At 74.3% G+C, this 18,072-nt stretch carries 14 protein-coding genes; 1 reads left to right on the top strand and 13 read right to left on the bottom strand.

The genetic code is table 11. The features are described from left to right. Nucleotides 1-45 precede the first annotated feature (45 nt). The 6 genes from cobC to cobM are packed head-to-tail and all read right to left on the bottom strand — an operon-like array spanning nt 46 to nt 6,351. Complete coding sequence (cobC, locus tag FBY22_RS30120; protein ID WP_260845211.1) at nt 46-1,116, bottom strand: Rv2231c family pyridoxal phosphate-dependent protein CobC; 1,071 nt, start codon at nt 1,114-1,116, stop codon at nt 46-48. Continuing rightward, the gene (locus FBY22_RS30115; protein ID WP_142151124.1) at nt 1,106-2,032 is read right to left on the bottom strand and encodes a sirohydrochlorin chelatase; all 927 of its coding nucleotides are present in this window, start codon (nt 2,030-2,032) and stop codon (nt 1,106-1,108) included. Before FBY22_RS30115 ends, cobC begins: the two co-directional genes overlap by 11 nt. Next, a complete protein-coding gene (locus tag FBY22_RS30110; protein ID WP_142151123.1) occupies nt 2,029-2,619 on the bottom strand; it encodes a precorrin-8X methylmutase in 591 nt (196 codons plus the stop codon). Before FBY22_RS30110 ends, FBY22_RS30115 begins: the two co-directional genes overlap by 4 nt. Continuing rightward, on the bottom strand, nt 2,616-4,298 hold the full coding sequence (gene cobJ, locus FBY22_RS30105; protein WP_142151122.1) for a precorrin-3B C(17)-methyltransferase: 1,683 nt from the start codon (nt 4,296-4,298) through the stop codon (nt 2,616-2,618). Before cobJ ends, FBY22_RS30110 begins: the two co-directional genes overlap by 4 nt. Beyond that, a complete protein-coding gene (gene cbiE, locus FBY22_RS30100) occupies nt 4,295-5,536 on the bottom strand; it encodes a precorrin-6y C5,15-methyltransferase (decarboxylating) subunit CbiE (RefSeq protein ID WP_174267297.1) in 1,242 nt (413 codons plus the stop codon). Before cbiE ends, cobJ begins: the two co-directional genes overlap by 4 nt. Then, on the bottom strand, nt 5,533-6,351 hold the full coding sequence (cobM, locus tag FBY22_RS30095; protein WP_142151121.1) for a precorrin-4 C(11)-methyltransferase: 819 nt from the start codon (nt 6,349-6,351) through the stop codon (nt 5,533-5,535). The genes cbiE and cobM overlap by 4 nt, the downstream gene beginning before the upstream one ends. A 105-nt stretch (nt 6,352-6,456) precedes the next feature. On the opposite strand from cobM, the gene FBY22_RS30090 reads away from it, so the two are divergent. Next, complete coding sequence (locus tag FBY22_RS30090; RefSeq protein WP_142151120.1) at nt 6,457-7,188, top strand: ZIP family metal transporter; 732 nt, start codon at nt 6,457-6,459, stop codon at nt 7,186-7,188. Nucleotides 7,189-7,208: 20 nt separating this feature from the next. Here FBY22_RS30090 and cobI read toward each other — a convergent pair whose 3' ends face one another. From cobI to FBY22_RS30055, 7 genes are read right to left on the bottom strand one after another with little or no spacing between them, the layout of a single operon-like run. Next, nucleotides 7,209-7,940, bottom strand: coding sequence for a precorrin-2 C(20)-methyltransferase (gene cobI, locus FBY22_RS30085; RefSeq protein ID WP_142151119.1), 732 nt, complete (start codon nt 7,938-7,940; stop codon nt 7,209-7,211). Next, entirely contained in the window at nt 7,937-9,334 is a 1,398-nt protein-coding gene (locus FBY22_RS30080) for a cobyrinate a,c-diamide synthase (protein WP_174267296.1), read from the bottom strand. The genes cobI and FBY22_RS30080 overlap by 4 nt, the downstream gene beginning before the upstream one ends. Then, nucleotides 9,331-9,930, bottom strand: coding sequence for a cob(I)yrinic acid a,c-diamide adenosyltransferase (gene cobO, locus FBY22_RS30075; protein WP_142151117.1), 600 nt, complete (start codon nt 9,928-9,930; stop codon nt 9,331-9,333). The genes FBY22_RS30080 and cobO overlap by 4 nt, the downstream gene beginning before the upstream one ends. After that, a complete protein-coding gene (locus FBY22_RS30070; RefSeq protein ID WP_142151116.1) occupies nt 9,930-11,918 on the bottom strand; it encodes a putative cobaltochelatase in 1,989 nt (662 codons plus the stop codon). Before FBY22_RS30070 ends, cobO begins: the two co-directional genes overlap by 1 nt. Further along, the gene (gene cobN / locus FBY22_RS30065) at nt 11,915-15,568 is read right to left on the bottom strand and encodes a cobaltochelatase subunit CobN (protein WP_142151115.1); all 3,654 of its coding nucleotides are present in this window, start codon (nt 15,566-15,568) and stop codon (nt 11,915-11,917) included. Before cobN ends, FBY22_RS30070 begins: the two co-directional genes overlap by 4 nt. Next, nucleotides 15,565-17,076 carry a cobyric acid synthase gene (locus tag FBY22_RS30060; RefSeq protein WP_142151114.1) on the bottom strand — a complete coding sequence of 504 codons (1,512 nt, stop codon included), beginning with the start codon at nt 17,074-17,076 and terminating at the stop codon, nt 15,565-15,567. Before FBY22_RS30060 ends, cobN begins: the two co-directional genes overlap by 4 nt. Then, nucleotides 17,073-18,014, bottom strand: a complete 942-nt coding sequence (locus FBY22_RS30055) for a cobalamin biosynthesis protein (protein ID WP_142151113.1) — start codon at nt 18,012-18,014, stop codon at nt 17,073-17,075. The genes FBY22_RS30060 and FBY22_RS30055 overlap by 4 nt, the downstream gene beginning before the upstream one ends. Between the last annotated feature and the right edge of the window lie 58 nt (nt 18,015-18,072).

Below are 18,072 nucleotides of genomic sequence, written 5' to 3'. Positions count from 1 at the left end.
TCCCGAGCAGGCCTCTCCGAGGGCACCCCATCGAGTCCCGTGGGCTCAGTGGGCGGCCAGTGTCATCGCTCGGTCCAGGGCCTGGAGGAAGGAGTTGACCGTGGTCCGGTCCCGTACCGCCAGCCGCAGCCAGTCCTCGCCGAGCCCCGGGAAGGTGTCGCCCCGCCGTACCGCGAAGCCCAGGTCCCGCAGGTGGCCGCGGACGGCCCGCGCCCTCGGCAGCCGTACGAGGACGAAGGGGCCCTCGGCGGGCTCCGCCACCCGCAGCCCGTCCGCGGCGAACTCGCGCAGTCCCGCGACGAGATGAGCCCGGTCGGCGGCGATCCGGTGGGCGGCGTGGGCGGCCTCAGCGAGCGCCTGCGAGCCCACGCAGGCCTCGGCGGCGGCCAGCGCCGGGGTGGAGACCGGCCACAGCGGCTGCGCCCGCTCCAGGTCGGCGATCGTCTCCGGGGCGGCGAGGACGTATCCGATGCGCAGCCCGGCCAGACCCCAGGTCTTGGTGAGGCTGCGCAGCACGACGAGGCCGGGCACGTCCGTGCGGCCCGCCAGCGCCTCCCGCTCGCCCGGCACCGCGTCCATGAAGGCCTCGTCCACCACCAGCGTCCGCCCGGGGCGGGCGAGTGCGGCGACGGTGGCGGCCGGGTGGAGGACCGACGTCGGGTTCGTCGGGTTGCCGATCACCACCAGGTCGGCGTCCTCGGGGACGGCCGCCGCGTCGAGCCGGAAGCCGTCCTCCTCGCGCAGCAGCACCCGGTCCACCGTGTGCCCGGCGTCCCGCAGCGCCGCCTCCGGCTCGGTGAACTGCGGGTGCACCACGACCGGCCGGCGCACCTTCAGGGCGCGCGCCAGCAGCACGAACGCCTCCGCGGCACCCGCGGTGAGCAGCACCCGCTCCACCGGCAGCCCGTGCCGGGCCGCCACCGCCGCCCGCGCGGCCCGCCCGTCGGGGTAGGCCGCGAGCGAGCCCAGCGATCCGGCGATCCGCTCCCGCAGCCAGGCCGGGGGCGTGTCCGCGCGGACGTTGACGGCGAGGTCGACCAGTGCGGCCCCGCCGTCGCGCACCTCGGCGTCGCCGTGGTGCCGCAGATCGTGCCCGGCGCCGTCCTCAGTGCGCATGGGCGTGACCGCCGTGGTGGTGGCCGTGGTGGTGATGGTGGCCGTCGTCGTCGGGGTGGAAGTGCGGCTGCTGCGGCTGACCGACCTTGTCCTCGAAGCCGGGCAGGGCGATGCGGTACACGCACGAGTCGCAGTTCATGCGCAGATCGCCCCGCACGGCCTCCCGGTACCGCTCCATGACGAGGTCGAGGAGCTCCGGCTCCGGGCCGATGACCTCGGCCGAGAGCACCTCGGTCTCCGGATGCGCGGCCGCCCACGCCTCGGTCTGCTCCTTCACCCGGTCCGGCAGGATGCCGGTGAACAGGAAGTAGGGGAGCACGACGATCCTGCGCGCCCCGAGCTTCAGGCACCGGTCGAGTCCGCTGGGCACGTCGGGCGCCGCCAGCGACACGAACGCCGTCTCCACGCCCGCGTACCCGCGCCCCTCCCACAGCAGCCGGGCCGCCTTGTGCACCTCGGCGTTGGCGTCGGGGTCGGTGGAGCCGCGCCCGACCAGCAGCACGGTCACGTCGGCCCGCTCCTCGGGGGTGCGGGCGCCACCGCCCAGGGCCTCGTCAAGCCGCCGCTCCAGGACCGACAGCAACGCGGGGTGCGGGCCCAGGGGGCGGCCGTAGGTGTAGGAGATCCCCGGGTGCCGTTCCTTCTCGCGGGCCAGCGCCGCCGGGATGTCGCCCTTGGCGTGGCCGGCGGACACCAGCATCAGCGGGACGGCGGCGAACCGGCGCACCCCGCGCTCCACCAGTTCGGCGACCGCGTCGCCCAGCGGCGGCGGCGACAGCTCGATGAAGCCGCCGGCGACGGGCAGTTCGGGGTGGCGGCGGCCGAGCTCCCGCACGAAGTCGCGGAACGCCTCGGCCCCGGCCTCGTCCCGGGTGCCGTGACCGGCGATGAGCAGGGCGGGCGGCGGGGTGGTCACGATGTCTCCTCGGACGGTGAAGTGGGGTGGTACAGCAGGGCGTTGAGCGCGGCGGAGGCGACCGCCGACCCGCCCTTCTCGGACACGTTGCTCACGGCGGGCAGCCCGCTCTCGCGCAACGCGGCCTTGGACTCGACCGCGCCGACGAAGCCGACGGGCAGTCCGATGACGAGCGCCGGGTCGGCGTCCAGGGTCAGCAGCTCCTCCAGCGCGGTCGGCGCGTTGCCGATCACCCAGATCGCGCCCGGACCGACCTGCTCGTGGGCGAGCCGGATCGCGTGCGCCGAGCGGGTGAGACCCGGCCCGGCGACGGCGTCCCGGAGCCGGCAGACGGTCTCGCGCCGGGTGATCCCGGCGGCCACCATCTCGACGTCCACGACCACAGGCGCACCGGCGTGCAGCGCGGCGTGCGCCCTCGTCAACTCGCCCTCGTCCATGACGAGATCGGTGGCGTAGTCGAGGTCGGCGGCCGAGTGGACGACCCGCTCGACCACGGCACGGGTCAGCGGCGGGAGGTGCGAGGTGTCCAGGCGGGCGCGCATCCGCCGGTAGGACTCCACCTCGATCGGGTGGATCACACGGTTCACTTCGGCTCCTCCTGCCAGCGGTAGCCGCGCGGCGTCACCATGCGTCCCGCGATCTCGCGGGTCGCCGTGTTGCCCACGGTCACGACCGTCATCATGTCGACCGTCGCCGGGTCGAGGTCGGCCAGCGTCGTCACCCGGGCGGACTCGTCCGGACGGGAGGCGTTGCGTACGACACCGACCGGCGTCACCGGCTCGCGGTGCCCGGCGAGGATCGCCAGCGCCTTCGGCAGCTGCCAGTCCCGGCCCCGCGAACGCGGGTTGTAGAAGGTGACCACGAGGTCCGCCTCGGCCGCCGCGCGCACCCGCCGCTCGATGACCTCCCAGGGGGTGTGCAGGTCGGAGAGGCTGATGGAGACGTGGTCGTGGCCGAGGGGTGCCCCGAGGAGCGCCCCGGCCGCGAGCGCGGCGGTGACGCCGGGCACGCCGACCACGTCGATGTCGTCCGACGCCTCGGCCAGCGCGGGCGAGGCCATGGCGTACACGCCGGCGTCCCCGCTGCCGATCAGCGCGACGGCCTGCCCCTCGCGGGCCTCGGCGACCGCCGTACGGGCCCGCTCCTCCTCGGCGCCCAGCCCCGACTCCAGGACGCGGGTGCCGGGCCGCAGCAGGTCGCGGATCTGGTCGACGTACTGGTCGAGGCCGACGAGGACGGAGGCGCGCCGCAGTTCTGCCTCGGCGCGCGGGGTGAGCAGGTCGCGGGCGCCGGGGCCGAGGCCCACGACCGCGAGCCGGCCGCGCGCGGGACGCCGTACGACCGCGCAGGTCGCCATCGCGGGACTCGCCGCGGACTTCCGCTTGGGGACGAGGAGTTCGCCGCCCCGCAGGAGGGCCGCGGCCTCGGCGACCGACGGCGTGCCGACCGCCGCGAGGGGGGCCTCGGACGGGTTGGGCACGTCGACCGCCGCCAACTCCTCGGCGGAGTACGTCACCAGCGGCACGCCCAGCCGCTCGGCCGCCCGCACGATCCCCGGCTCGTCGGCCTTGGCGTCGACGGTGGCCAGTTCGGCGAGCGAGGCGGGGGAGAGGCCCGCGTCCCGCAGCGCCCCCTCGACCAGGTCCAGTACCTCCTCGACCGGCGCGCCCTTGGAGGCGCCGACGCCGACGACGAGGGAGGGCGGCCGCAGCACGACCTCGCGCTCTCCGGGCTCGACGGCCCGGTCGGTCACCCGGATCGTGTACGCACCCTGCGCGGCGACCGGCAGCGCGGGCAGCGGCCAGCGCAACTCGGCGTCCAGGGCGACCGGTTCGCCGTCCAGCAGCGCCCGCGACACGGCCGCGACGGCTCCCTCGACCGGCAGCCCGAGCGTGTCCAGACCCGCCAGGCCCACCGAGTCCGTCGCCGTGGTCACCACCGGCTCCGCCCCCAGCAACTCGCCGACCTCGCGGGCGAGTTCGTTGGCGCCGCCGCCGTGGCCGCCGACCAGCGACACAGCGAACCGGCCGCCCTCGTCGACGCACACCACACCGGGGTCGGCGCTCTTGTCGCCCAGCAGCGGTGCGATCAGCCGGACGACCGCGCCCGTGGCCAGGAAGCACACGAGCTGCTCGCACTCAGCGAACGCGGCCCGTACGGCGTCCCCGACGGGACCCTCGTACACGCGCGTGCGGTCCGGCCGGGCAGCGGCCAGCCGGTCGCGTGCCGCCGCCCCCGCCGCGGTGGCGGAAATGAGGCCGATCACTGGGCAACTCCTTCGTCAGACACGGGGGTTCTGACCCCCCACAGCAGAAACACGGGGTTGGTCGCCGCGAGCCGGGTGACATCCCCCGGCAGCGGAGCGAGCCGCGACGACTGCAGCAGCACGCCGTCGCAGTCGAACCCGGCACCGGTCAGCGCCTCGCGCGCGGCCGGTACGCGGTCCAGCGCGGCCATGGCGACCACGACGGTCCGCCGGGCGCGCCGGGCGCAGGCGCCGACGATGGCGGGCAGATCCGCCCCGCCGCCGCCGACGAACACGGCGTCCGGGTCGTCGAGTCCGCCCAGCGCGGCCGGTGCCGCGCCGTGCACGACCTCGACGTCCACGCCGTGGGCGGCGGCGTTGGCACGGATCCGTTCGACGCCGTCCGCGCTCTTCTCGACCGCGGTGACGGCGGCACCGAACCGGGCGCACTCGACGGCCACCGAGCCGGAACCCGCGCCGACGTCCCACACCAGGTCGCCGAGGCGCGGTCCGAGCCGGGCGAGCGCGAGGGCCCGTACCTCGAACTTGGTGATCATCGAGTCCCGGTGTGCGAACGCGCCCTCGTCCAGGGCCCACAGCTCGGGCCCGGCCGGCGCACCGGCGACTGTACGCACCCCGCCCGTCGCGCGCGTCTCGTCGAGACACAGCACCACGCTGACGTCCGCCCCCCAGTCCCGCCCGGCGGCCTCTGCGGGCCTCACCCGCTCCACCCGCTCCGCCCCCGAACCGAGCGCGGAGGCGACGACCAGGACCCGGCCGGCACCGCGCAGCGCGGCCCCCAACTCGGCCGGCCCGCTGCCCGGCCCCGTCAGCACGGCCACCTTCGGCCGCGCCCGGCACACGTTCACCGCCGTCCGCAGCGCCCTGCCGTGCGCACTGACGACCACCGCGTCGTCCCACGTCAGCCCGGCCCGCGCGAACGCGGCGGCGACGGACGACACCCCGGGCCGCACGTCCAGCCGGCCGGACCCGAACCGCTCGGCCAGCACCCGCACGATCCCGAAGAACCCGGGGTCGCCGGAGGCCAGCACGACCACCCGGGCCCCCTTCTGCAGGTGCCGCTCGACGGCGTCCAGGGCCGGCGCCAGCGGGCCGAGGACGACCTGCTCGGCGTCCGGCGGCACCGCGGCCGCGGCCAGGTGGCGCCGCCCGCCGACGACCAGCCCGGCGCCGGCCAGCACCTCGGCGGGGACGGGCGCCCCCGTCCCCGTGCCGACGACCGTGATCGGGCCGCTCACGTACTCGCCCCTCGTTCGCGCAGGGCCCGGCGGGCCTGAGGGTCGGCCTTGCGGAAGCCGTGGAAGTGACCGGGGTGGTACAGGTGCGACCGGGTGCCCTCGGCGTCCAGCGCCGGGCCGACCAGGAACAGGGTGTGCTTCCAGAGCTTGTGCTCCTTGACCGTCTCCTCCAGGGTGCCGATGGTGCAGCGCACCAGCAGCTCCTCCGGCCAGGTCGCCTGGTAGGCGACCACGACCGGCGTGGACGTCGGATAGCCGCCCTCCAGCAGCTCCCGCACCAGCTGCCCGCTGCGGGCGGCCGACAGGAACAGCGCCATGGTGGTGCCGTGCCTGGCGAACTCCCGCACCTCCTCCCCGGGCGGCATCGGCGTCTTGCCGCCGCCGAGCCGGGTGAGGATCACGGACTGCGCGACCTCGGGGATGGTCAGCTCACGCTGCGAGAGTGCGGCGACGGCGGAGAACGCGGAGACACCGGGGACGACCTCGGTGGCGATGCCGATCCCGGCGCACCGGTCGAGCTGCTCCTGGGTGCCGCCCCACAGGGCGGGATCGCCGGAGTGGATACGGGCCACGCGCAGCCCCTCGGCATGCGCCCGCTCGTAGACGGCGACGACGTCCTCCAGGGACATGGTCGCCGAGTCGAGGATCTCCGCGCCCTCGCGCGCGTGCTCGAGGACCTCCGCCTGCACCAGGCTCGCCGCCCAGATCACGACATCGGCCTCGGCGATGGCGCGCGCGGCACGGAACGTCAGCAGGTCGGCGGCGCCGGGGCCGGCACCGACGAAGGTCACCTTGCCGGTGGAGGCATCGGCCATGAAAATCGGTCCTCTCATGAACAACTCGTACAAAACGTCTTACGCGAAGGGCCGTCGAGGCCGCACGATGTGCGAAAACGACGGTTGATCGGATAACAAGGCCCCATGGCGGTCTTCGTCGCGCTCTGCGCGTTCCTCATGACGCTGGCCGGCGGCTGGACGGCACAGCGGGTCACCGACCGTCGCCATCTCGTCCTGGGGCTGGCCGGCGGACTGATGCTGGGCGTGGTCGGCCTGGACCTGCTGCCGGAGGCGCTGCAGGCGGCGGGTGACGAGGTCTTCGGCGTACCGGCGGCCCTGCTGCTGTTCGTGGCCGGCTTCCTGCTTGCCCATCTGGTGGAGCGCACCCTCGCCGGCCGCCAGGCGTCCCACGGCGGCGACGAGGCGCACGACCACCGGGCGCCCGAGGTGGGCCTGACGGCGGCGGCCGCCATGGTCGGCCACAGCGCGATGGACGGTGTCGCGATCGGCGCGGCCTTCCAGGTCGGCGGCGGCATGGGCGCGGCGGTCGCGCTCGCCGTGATCGCCCACGACTTCGCGGACGGCTTCAACACGTACACGATCACGAGCCTGTACGGGAACGACCGCCGCAAGGCGCTGACCATGTTGTTCGCGGACGCGGCGGCCCCGGTGGTCGGCGCGGCCTCCACGGCCTACGTGGCCATCCCGGAGGGCCTGCTCGGCGGCTATCTGGGCCTGTTCGGCGGCGTGCTGCTCTACCTCGCCGCAGCCGAGATCCTGCCCGAGGCGCACCACGAACACCCCGCCCGCTCGACCCTGCTGTGCACGGTCGCGGGCGCGCTGTTCATCTGGCTCGTGGTCGGCCTCGCCGGCTGAGCCGGGCCGCTCGCGCAGTCTCACAGCTTGCCGCCCCGGCCGCCCTCGCGCCGGGCGGGCGCGATGAGCGTCGACAGGTACGGCAGCGGGGCCCCGTCGAGGTCGGCGGCCGCCCGGATGGACTCGCTCTCCAGCCCGAGCGCCGCCCCCCACACCGCGCCCTCCAGCCGTCCGGTCTCCCGCAGCGCCTCGGCGACCTCGGCCGCGTGCCGGCCGAACTTGTAGGCGACGACGGTGCCGGGACCGTTCAGGGCGTCCTTGAGCACGGCCGCCCCGGCGGTGACGGGGACGAGGGTGAGCGGCTCGGTGCCCTCGGTCAGCACGGCCCCCGACCGCGCCGCCAAATCCTGCATGGCGGTGATGCCGGGCACGGTCTCCACCACCGTTCCCGGAACCAGCCCGGCGACGGTCTGCGCGAGGTAGGTGAAGGTGGAGTACACGTTGGGGTCGCCGATGGTGGCGAAGGCGACGCTCCCGTGCTCCCGCAGGAGCTGGGCGACCCGCCCGCCGGCCGCGTCCCAGGCGGCCTCCCGCCGTCCCCGGTCACTGCGCTCGTTGAGCGCGAACACCACCCGTACGACCTTCTCCTCGGGCACGTAGTGCAGCACGGTCGCCTCGGCGCGCCCGCGCTCCAGGGTGTCCATGACGGGTACGACGACCACACCGGCGGCCCGCAGCGCGTTGACGCCCTTGACGGTCACCAGCTCGGGGTCGCCGGGCCCCACTCCCACTCCGGTCAGCTTGCTGCTCATGACGTCCGGCACCTCTCCACGAACCGACGGGCGACACCGGGCCGCGACGCCCAGTGGGTGTGCAGATAACTCGCGTGCACACCTTGTTGTACGAAACCTTCGACGCGCCGCTCCGGGGCGCGCACCCCCCACGCAGGGGCCGACCCCGCCCCGGGCTCCACGACGGTCCGGTGGAACTCGTGCCCCCGCATCCGCGTCCCGGCGACGGCCAGCACGCTGTCGCTCACGGCCACGGCGTCGCGGTACCCGAGGGTCAGCCGCTCGCTCATCCGCGCGGTCACGTCCAGCACCCCGCACATGGGCAGCCCGTCCAGCTCCCGGCCCAGGTACAGCAACCCGGCACACTCGGCGGCGACGGGCGCCCCGCTCCCGGCGAGGTCGGCGACGGCCTTCCGCAACGGTTCGTTGGCGGACAACTCGGCGGCGTACACCTCGGGGAACCCGCCACCGATCACCAACCCCGCTGTCCTATCGGGCAGTTGCTCATCCCGCAGCGGATCGAACGTGACGACCTCGGCCCCGGCGGCGGTGAGCAGCTCGCTGTGCTCGGCGTAGGAAAACGTGAACGCACTACCGCCGGCCACGGCAACCCTCAGCCCGTCCGGCGTTTGAGGACGAGGCCCTTCGGGCCGACGGGGGCCTGGGGGCGCAGCCCCCAGAACGTCAGCCGCATCCCACGCGGCAGCCGACAACTCACCCGCACTCCTGGCCAGGCCGAGCAGCGCGTCCAGATCGCACCCGGCAGCCACCTGCGCCCCCATCGCCTCCACGGCCGCCACCGCGGCAGCGCCCCGCTCGGCGACCGGCACCAGCCCCAGGTGCCGTGACGGCGTCTCCACCGGAGCGGCCCGCCGCAACACCCCCAGCACCGGCACCCCGGCCGAGTCCAGCGCCTCGCGCAGCAGCGTCTCGTGCCGGTCGGACGCCACCTTGTTGAGGATCACGCCCCCGACCCGCACCTGCGGGTCCCAGGACGCGAACCCGTGGACCAGCGCCGCCACCGACCGCGACTGCGACGACGCGTCGACCACGAGCACCACCGGCGCCCGCAGCAGCTTGGCGACATGGGCCGTGGACGCCAACTCGCCCTCGCCCGCGGCCCCGTCGTACATCCCCATGACACCCTCGACGACCGCGAGGTCGCACCCGCGGGCACCGTGCGCGAACAGCGGGCCGACCAGCTCCGGCCCGCACAGGTACGCGTCGAGGTTCCGTCCCACCCGCCCGGTCGCGAGCGAGTGGTACCCGGGATCGATGTAGTCCGGCCCGACCTTGTGCGGGGATACGGCGAGCCCCCGCGCGGCGAACGCGGCCATCAACCCCGTGGCGACGGTGGTCTTGCCGCTGCCCGAGGAGGGCGCGGCGACGACCAGCCGTGGAACGGAACCTGTCACCACTCGATGCCCCTCTGGCCCTTCTGGCCCGCGTCCATCGGGTGCTTGACCTTCGACATGTCGGTCACCAGGTCGGCGAAGTCGACGAGCTTCTCGGGAGCGTTGCGCCCGGTGATCACGACGTGCTGGGTCCCGGGCCGCTCCCGCAGCACCTCGATCACCTCGTCGGTGTCGACCCACCCCCAGTGCATGGGGTACGCGAACTCGTCCAGCACGTACAGCCGGTACGTCTCGGCGGCCAGGTCCCGCTTGACCTGCTCCCAGCCCTCGCGGGCCTTCTCCTCGTTGTCCATCTGGGCGTCGCGCTGGACCCAGGACCAGCCCTCGCCCATCTTGTGCCAGTCGACGGTCCCGCCCTCACCGCTGGCGCCGAGCACCCGCAGCGCGTTCTCCTCGCCGACCTTCCACTTGGCCGACTTCACGAACTGGAACACCCCGATCGGCCATCCCTGGTTCCAGGCGCGCAGCGCGAGCCCGAAAGCGGCGGTCGACTTTCCCTTGCCGATCCCCGTGTGCACGACGACCAGCGGCCGGTTACGGCGCTGACGTGTCGTCAGCCCGTCGTCCGGCACCACACTCGGCTGCCCCTGCGGCATTACGCGGCCCTCCTCTGTACGTCCTTCACCAGCCCGGCGATGCTGTCCGCCCGCAGTTCGTCGAGCGTCACCGCCGTACCGCCCAGGTCACCGGCGAGCTGACCGGCCAGCCCCAGCCGCACCGGCCCGGACTCGCAGTCGACGACCACGCAGGCCACCCCGTCCGCGGCGAAGAGCCGCGCGGCGCGCCCCGCGAGGGCGACCGGCTCGGGGCCGCCCGTGGCGCGTCCGTCCGTCACCACGACCACCAGCGGCCGCCGCGCGGGATCCCGCAGCCGCTCCACCCGCAGCACGTCGTGGGCCTTGAGCAGGCCCGCGGCGAGCGGGGTCCGCCCGCCCGTCGGCAGCGACTCCAGCCGGGCCGCCGCCGCGTCCACCGACGAGGTCGGCGGCAGCGCCAGGTCCGCGGCCGACCCGCGGAACGTCACCAGCCCCACCTTGTCCCGCCGCTGGTAGGCGTCCAGCAGCAGCGACAGCACGGCGCCCTTGACGGCGCTCATCCGCTGCCGGGCCGCCATCGACCCGGAGGCGTCGACCACGAACAGCACCAGGTTGCCCTCGCGCCCCTCCCGCGTCGCCTGCCGCAGGTCGTCCCGCCGGACCACGAGCCCCGGTCCGGACCGCCCCCGCGCCCGCTGGTGCGGGGCGGCCGCCTGCACGGTCGCCGCCAGGTGCAGCTTGGTGAGCGTCCCCCGGGGCCGCCGGGCCCCGGTCGTGCGCCCGTGCTCGGTCCGCGCCCGGGACCGCCGCCCCGCGGCACCCTCACCGATCCCGGGCACGCTCAGCACCTTGGCGCGGAAGGGCTCCGCGGCCCGTACGGCGGACTGCTCGCCGCCGCCGGAGGCCTGCGGCGCGCCCTCGTCCTCCCCGGCCTCGGGGCGTGCGCCCGTGTCCCCGCCCTGCGGCCCGGCGTCCGGCGACGGCTGCCCGCCGCCTCCGCCCGGTCCGCCGCCGTCGGGGCCGGGATCGTCGTCCTCCTCGCCGAACTCCTCCAGCGTCTGGTCGAGCTTGTCCTCGTCCAGGCCGGGCGCGTCGAAGGGGTTGCGGCGCCTGCGGTGCGGCAGTGCGAGCAGCGCCGCCTGCCGGACGTCCTCGGCGAGCACGTCCGTCCGCCCGGCCCACGCGGCCAGCGCGGTCGCGGTGCGCGCCATCACGATGTCGGCCCGCATGCCGTCCACCTCGAAGGCGGCACAGGTCGCCGCGATCTGCCGCAGCGCCCCGTCGCCCAGCCGCACCGACGGCAGCAACTCCCGTGCCGCGACGATCCGCCCGCGTACGGAGGCCTCCTCGTCCGCCCAGCGCGCCGCGAAACGGGCCGGGTCGTCGTCGTAGGCGAGCCTGCGCCGCACGACCTCCACCCGCTGGTCCGGCTCCCGCGAGGCCGCGACCTCGACGGTCAGCCCGAAGCGGTCGAGCAACTGCGGTCGCAGTTCGCCCTCTTCGGGGTTCATGGTGCCCACGAGGAGGAAGCGGGCGGCGTGCCGGACGGAGACGCCCTCGCGCTCCACGTACGACGCGCCCATCGCGGCAGCGTCCAGCAGCAGGTCGACGAGGTGGTCGTGGAGCAGGTTGACCTCGTCGACGTAGAGGATCCCGCGGTGGGCGTCGGCGAGGAGGCCGGGCTCGAAGGCCTTCACGCCCTCCGCCAGCGCCCGTTCGATGTCGAGGGCACCGACTAGCCGGTCCTCGGAGGCACCGACGGGCAACTCCACCATGCGGGCCGGGCGCCGGGTCCCCGGACCCGGCTCGTGCGGTCCGTCCGGGCAGGACGGATCCGGCGCCGACGGGTCACAGGAGAAACGGCAGCCCGGCACGACGGCCACCTCGGGCAGCAGCGCCGAAAGGGCCCGCACGGCCGTGGACTTGGCGGTGCCCTTCTCGCCGCGCACCAGCACGCCGCCGACCGCCGGGGAGACGGCGTTCAGCAGCAGCGCCAGACGCAGGTCGTCCTGACCGACGACGGCCGTAAAGGGGAAGGGGGTGGTCACTGGTCGCCCTCCAAGTCGCCTTCCAGCTCCAGATAGGTCGCGCGCAGCCGCTCCAGCGTCTCGGCGTCCGGCTCGGCCCACAGCCCGCGCTCGGCCGCCTCCAGCAGCCGTTCGGTGATGCCGCGCAGCGCCCATGGGTTGGACTGCTTCATGAACTCCCGGTTCTCCGGGGCGAAGACGTACTCGGCGCTGAGCTTCTCGTACATCCAGTCGTCGACGACGCCGGCCGTGGCGTCGTACCCGAAGAGGTAGTCCACGGTCGCCGCCATCTCGAAGGCGCCCTTGTAACCGTGCCGGCGCATGGCCGCCATCCAGCGCGGGTTGACCACACGGGCGCGGAAGACCCGGTGGGTCTCCTCGCCGAGCGTGCGGGTCTTCACCTGGTCCGGGGTGGCCGAGTCGCCGACGTACGCCTCGGGGCTCTCGCCCGTCAGATGGCGCACCATGGCCACCATGCCGCCGTGGTACTGGAAGTAGTCGTCGGCGTCGACGAGGTCGTGCTCGCGGGTGTCGACGTTCTTCGCGGCGACGTTGATCCGCCGGAACGCCGTCTCCATGTCGCCGCGCGCGGCCCGCCCGTCGAGCCCGCGCCCGTAGGCGTAACCGCCCCACACCGCGTACACCTCGGCGAGGTCGGCGTCCGAGCGCCAGTTGCGGGCGTCGATCAACGGCAGCAGGCCGGCGCCGTACGCGCCCGGCTTGGAACCGAAGATGCGGGCGGTGGCCCGGCGCCGGTCGCCGTGCCCGGCGGTGTCCTCGTCGGCGTGCGCCTTCACGAAGTTGCGCTCGGCGGGCTCGTCCAGCTCCGCGACCGTGCGCACGGCGTCGTCGATCAGACCGACCACATGGGGGAAGGCGTCCCGGAAGAACCCGGAGATGCGGACCGTGACGTCCACGCGCGGCCTGCCGAGTTCGGCGAGGGGCACCACCTCGAAGCCGGTCACCCGGCGCGAGGCGTCGTCCCACACCGGCCGGCAGCCCAGCAGCGCCAGGATCTCGGCGATGTCGTCGCCCTGGGTGCGCATCGCGGACGTGCCCCACACCGTCAGTCCGACGGACTTCGGGTACTCGCCGGTGTCCTGCAGATAGCGCTGGACGAGCGAGTCGGCGAGCGACTGCCCGACCTCCCAACTCAGCCTGGACGGAATCGCCTTGGGGTCGACGGAGTAGAAGTTGCGGCCGGTCGGCAGGACGTTGACCAGACCGCGGGTGGGGGAGCCGGAGGGGCCGGCGGGGACGTAACCGCCGTCCAGCGCCTTGAGGATGTGGCCGATCTCGTCGGTGGTGCGGGCGAGCCGCGGCACGACCTCCGTGCACGCGAACTCCAACACGGCGACCGCGTCCGGGAGTTCGGTACGCAGCACCTCGCGCACCAGCGGGCCGCTCTCGGCGGCCGCCCAGCCGCGCTCCTCCATGCCCTCCGTGACCCGCCTGCACAGCTGCTCCAGCAGGTCGATCGCGTCGGCGGCTGTACGGGAGGGCCCCTCGACGAGATCCGTCAGCTCGACCGGCACCTTCACGGGCGCACCCGGCTCGGCGAGCAACTCCTTCTCGACGAGCCCGAAGTGGGCCGCGAGACAGGCCCGGAGCCCCGGCAGCGCGTTCGCCTGCCCGCCCCACACCTGCGAGGCGCGCAGCACGGCGAGCACGAGATTGACCCGCGGTTCACCGACCGGACCGCCGCCGAGGATGTGCAGACCGTCCCTGATCTGCACGTCCTTGATCTCGCACAGATAGCCGTCGATGTGCATGACGAACTCGTCGAACGCCTCGTCGTCCGGTTGCTCGTCCACGTGCAGGTCGTGGTGGAGCTCGGCCGCCTTCACCAGCGTCCAGATCTGGGCCCGGACGGCGGGCGCCTTGGTCGGGTCCAGGTCGGAGACGAGCGCGTACTCGTCGAGCAGCTGCTCCAGCTTCGCCAGGTCGCCGTAGGTGTCGGCGCGGGCCATCGGCGGCACGAGGTGGTCGACGACCGTGGCGTGCCCGCGCCGCTTGGCCTGGGTGCCCTCACCAGGGTCGTTGACGATGAACGGGTACACCAGCGGCAGTTCGCCCAGCACGGCGTCCGGCGCGCAGCCGCCGCTCAGTCCGAGTCCCTTGCCGGGCAGCCACTCCATTGTGCCGTGCTTGCCCATGTGGACGATGGCGTCGGCGCCGAACGAGTTCTCCAGCCAGCGGTACGCGGCCATGTAGTGGTGCGACGGCGGCATGTCGGGGTCGTGGTAGATCGCGATCGGGTTCTCGCCGAAGCCGCGCGGCGGCTGGATCATCACGACGACGTTCCCGAACCGCAGGCACGCCAGCACGATGTCGTCCCCGTCGACGTACAGCGAGCCCGGCGGCTCGCCCCACGCCTCCAGCATCCCTTCGCGCAGGGCGGGATCGAGCTTGTCGAACCACGCCCGGTAGTCGGCGAGCGGCACCCGCGCGGGCGCGGCGGCCAGCTGCTCCTCGGTCAGCCACTCCACGTCGTGACCGCCGGCCTCGATCAGCCGGTGAATCAACTCGTCGCCGTTGTCCGGGTATTCGGTGAGCGAGTACCCGGCCGCCCGCAGCGCGTCCAGCACCCGCACCGCGGACGCGGGCGTGTCCAGCCCCACCGCGTTGCCGACCCGGGAGTGCTTCGTCGGGTACGCCGTGAAGACCAGCGCCAGCTTCTTGTCGGCGTTCGCCTTGTGCTTCAGAGCCGCGTGCCGTACGGCGATCCCGGCCACCCGCGCGGCCCGCTCGGGGTCGGCGACGTACACGGGAACGTCGTCGGGACCCTGCTCCTTGAAGGAGAACGGCACGGTGATCAGCCGCCCGTCGAACTCCGGGATCGCGACCTGCATCGCCGCGTCCATGGGGGACAGGGCCGCGTCGGACTCGTCCCAGGCCGCCCTGGACGAGGTGAGGCAGAGCCCCTGGAGCACGGGCACGTCGAGGTCGGCGAGCGCCCCGATGTCCCAGGCCTCCTCGTCGCCGCCCGCCGAGGCCTGCGAGGCGTGTGTGCCGCCGGCGGCGAGGACGGTGGCCACGAGCGCGTCGGCACCGCCGAGGATCTCGTACAGCCCGGGGTCCGCGCCGCGCAGCGAACCGCAGTACACGGGAAGGGCGTTGGCGCCGCGCGCCTCGATCGCCTGGCACAGGGTGTCCACGAACGCGGTGTTGCCGCTCAGTTCATGGGCCCGGTAGAAGAGCACGCCCACGGTCGGGCGGCCGTCGACGCTCTCGTACGAGCCGTGGACGCCGTACTCCGGCATCTTGTGCGGCTCGACGAAGCCCTCGCCCGTCAGCAGCACGGTGTCCGACAGGAACCGGGCCAGCTCGGTCAGGTTGGCCGGTCCGCCCTCGACGAGGTACTTCAGCGCCTCGGCGACCACACCCGCGGGCACGGACGACTCGGCCATCAGCTCCGCGTCCGGCACGGTCTCGCCGCCGAGCAGCACGGTCGGGACACCGGACGCCTTCAGCGCGGCGAGCCCGTCCTCCCACGCCCGCTTGCCGCCGAGCAGCCGTACGACGGCGATGTCGGCGCCCTCGACGAGCCCCGGCAGCTCCTCGGCGACGTTCACCCGCATCGGGTTGCCGATCCGGTAGTCGGCGCCGGTCGCGGCCCGCGCCGCCAACAGGTCCGTGTCGGCGGTGGACAACAACAACACAGTGCTCATGCGGGCGCTCCCGGTGGAATGAATGGCAGTCCTTGCGGCGCGCCGGACTCGATGAGCCGCCACAGCGCGTCCGTGTCCGCGTGCTGTTCGATCAGGTCGCCGAGCCGGTCGAGCTGCTCCTCGCGCAGCGCGGCGAACGATGTGTCGCCGGCCGGCACGAAACGGCGGTCCGCGGCGGCCGCCACCTCGCGCAGGAAGGCGCGCCGGAAACCGTCCGACTCCAGCGAGCCGTGCCAGTGCGTGCCCCAGGTCTGGCCGACCCGGCAGCCGTCGAGGAAGGGTTCCCCTCCGCTCAGGGAGGCGACCCCGTGATGGATCTCGTACCCCTCGACCCGCTCGCCGAGGGCTTCGCCCACCGGCCGGGTGAGGGTCTTCTCGCGGGCGAACCGCACCCGCACGGGCAGGACTCCGAGGCCCGGCACATGCCCCCGCCGGCTCTCCACCTCGTCCTCGATGTGCTCGCCGAGGACCTGGAAGCCGCCGCAGACACCGAGGATCGGGCGCTGTTCGGCGGCCCTGCGGCGCAGCGCGTCGGCCAGTCCCCGCTCGTGCAGCCACTCCAGGGCCCGGACGGTCCCTCGGGTCCCCGGGATCACCACCAGGTCCGCGTCCGCCAGCTCCTCGGGCCGGTCCACGAACCGCACGACGACCCCCGGTTCGGCGGCCAGCGCGTCGACGTCCGTGAAGTTGGACATCAGCGGGATCGCGCAGACCGCGACCCGCAGCACGTCCTCGCCCACCGGCGGGGCGGTGTTGGACTCCCGCACGGTCCCGCGCAGGGAGACCCGGAGCCCGTCCTCCTCGTCGATGCCGAGCCCGTGCCGGAAGGGCAGGACGCCGTACGTGCGCCGCCCGGTGAGCCCGTGCAGCATGTCGAGGCCGGGCTCCAGGAGGCTGACGTCGCCCCGGAACTTGTTGACCAGGAACCCCGCGACGAGCGCCTGGTCCTCGGGGGAGAGGAGCGCGACCGTCCCGAAGAAGGAGGCGAAGACGCCCCCGCGGTCGATGTCCCCGACGACCAGCACGGGCAGCCCGGCGTTCCGGGCGATGCCCATGTTCACGATGTCCGTGCGCCTGAGGTTGATCTCGGCCGGACTGCCCGCCCCTTCGCAGATCACCGCGTCATACGTGCCCCGCAGTTCGGCGAGACAGTCGAGAACGGTCCCGAGGAGCTTCTGCTGCCGCCCGCCGTGATACCCCCGCGCGCTCAACTCGCCCACGGGCCGGCCCATCAGCACGACCTGACTGCTCTGCTCGCCCCCCGGCTTCAGCAGCACCGGGTTCATCAGCGCGGTCGGCTCGATCCGGCACGCCTGGGCCTGCATGGCCTGCGCCCGCCCGATCTCGGCGCCCTCACGCGTCACGAACGAGTTCAGGGACATGTTCTGCGCCTTGAACGGCGCGACCTTGACGCCCTGTCGCACCAGCCAGCGGCAGATCCCGGCGGTGACGACGCTCTTGCCCGCGTCGGAGGTGGTACCGGCGACGAGCAGCCCACCGCCGCTCATGACGCACGTCCCCTCAGCAGGGCGCGCGCGGCAACGCTCACGCCGAGCGCGAGCAGTCCGACGCGCCGCGACAGCCGCACGGCCCGCTCGATGTCCCCGACCTCCACGGGCCGCCCCTCCCTGTTCAGCACGGGCCGGTGCTCGACCCGCCCTCCGTACGACAAGGTCCCGCCCAGGCGCACCCCGAGCGCTCCCGCGAACGAGGCCTCCACCGGACCGGCGTTGGGGCTCGGGTGCCGGCCGGCGTCGGCGCGCCAGGCCCGTACCGCCCCCGCCGGGTCACCCCCGGCGACCGTCGCGAGCCCGGCCGTCAGCCTGGCCCCCGGCCATCCGGCCACGTCGTCCAGCCGCGCCGAGGCCCACCCGTAGCGCCGGTAACGGGCCGACCGGTGCCCGACCATGGCGTCCAGTGTGTTCACGGCCCGGAAGCCCAGCAGCCCCGGCACACCGCCGACGGCCCCCCACACCAGCGCCCCGACCACCGCGTCGGAGGTGTTCTCGGCGACCGACTCCACCACGGCCCGCGCGATCCCGTCGGCGTCCAGCGCCTGCGGATCCCGCCCGCACAGATGCGGCAGCCGTGCCCGGGCGGCCTCGACGTCCCCCGCCTCCAGGGCCCGTCCCACGGTCCGTGCCTCGCGCGCGAGCGACGTGCCGCCGACCACGGCCCAGGTGGCGGCGGCGGTCAGCGCGACGGAAGCGGTACGGGAGGGACGTACGAGCGACTGTGCCGCGGCGCCGAGGGCCACGGCACCGCCCACGCACACGGCGGTGTGCAGCGCGCCCCACCCGCGGTGGTCACGCCACAGCACTCTTTCCACGGCGCCGGCGGCACGCCCGAACACGGCGACCGGATGTCCGCGGCGTGGATCGCCGAGGAGCTGGTCACCGAGGAGTCCGGCGGCGGCGCCGTACGCGAAGACGCGATCGGCCCGCACCGGCTCAGCCCGCCAAGGGGTCGGGCGGGACCGGGGTGGTGAACCTCAACAGGCAGCC

Source organism: Streptomyces sp. SLBN-31 (assembly GCF_006715395.1).
GTDB lineage: Bacteria > Actinomycetota > Actinomycetes > Streptomycetales > Streptomycetaceae > Streptomyces.
Note: the sequence above shows the minus strand (reverse complement) of the source record. Positions and strands in the feature narration are given on the sequence as shown.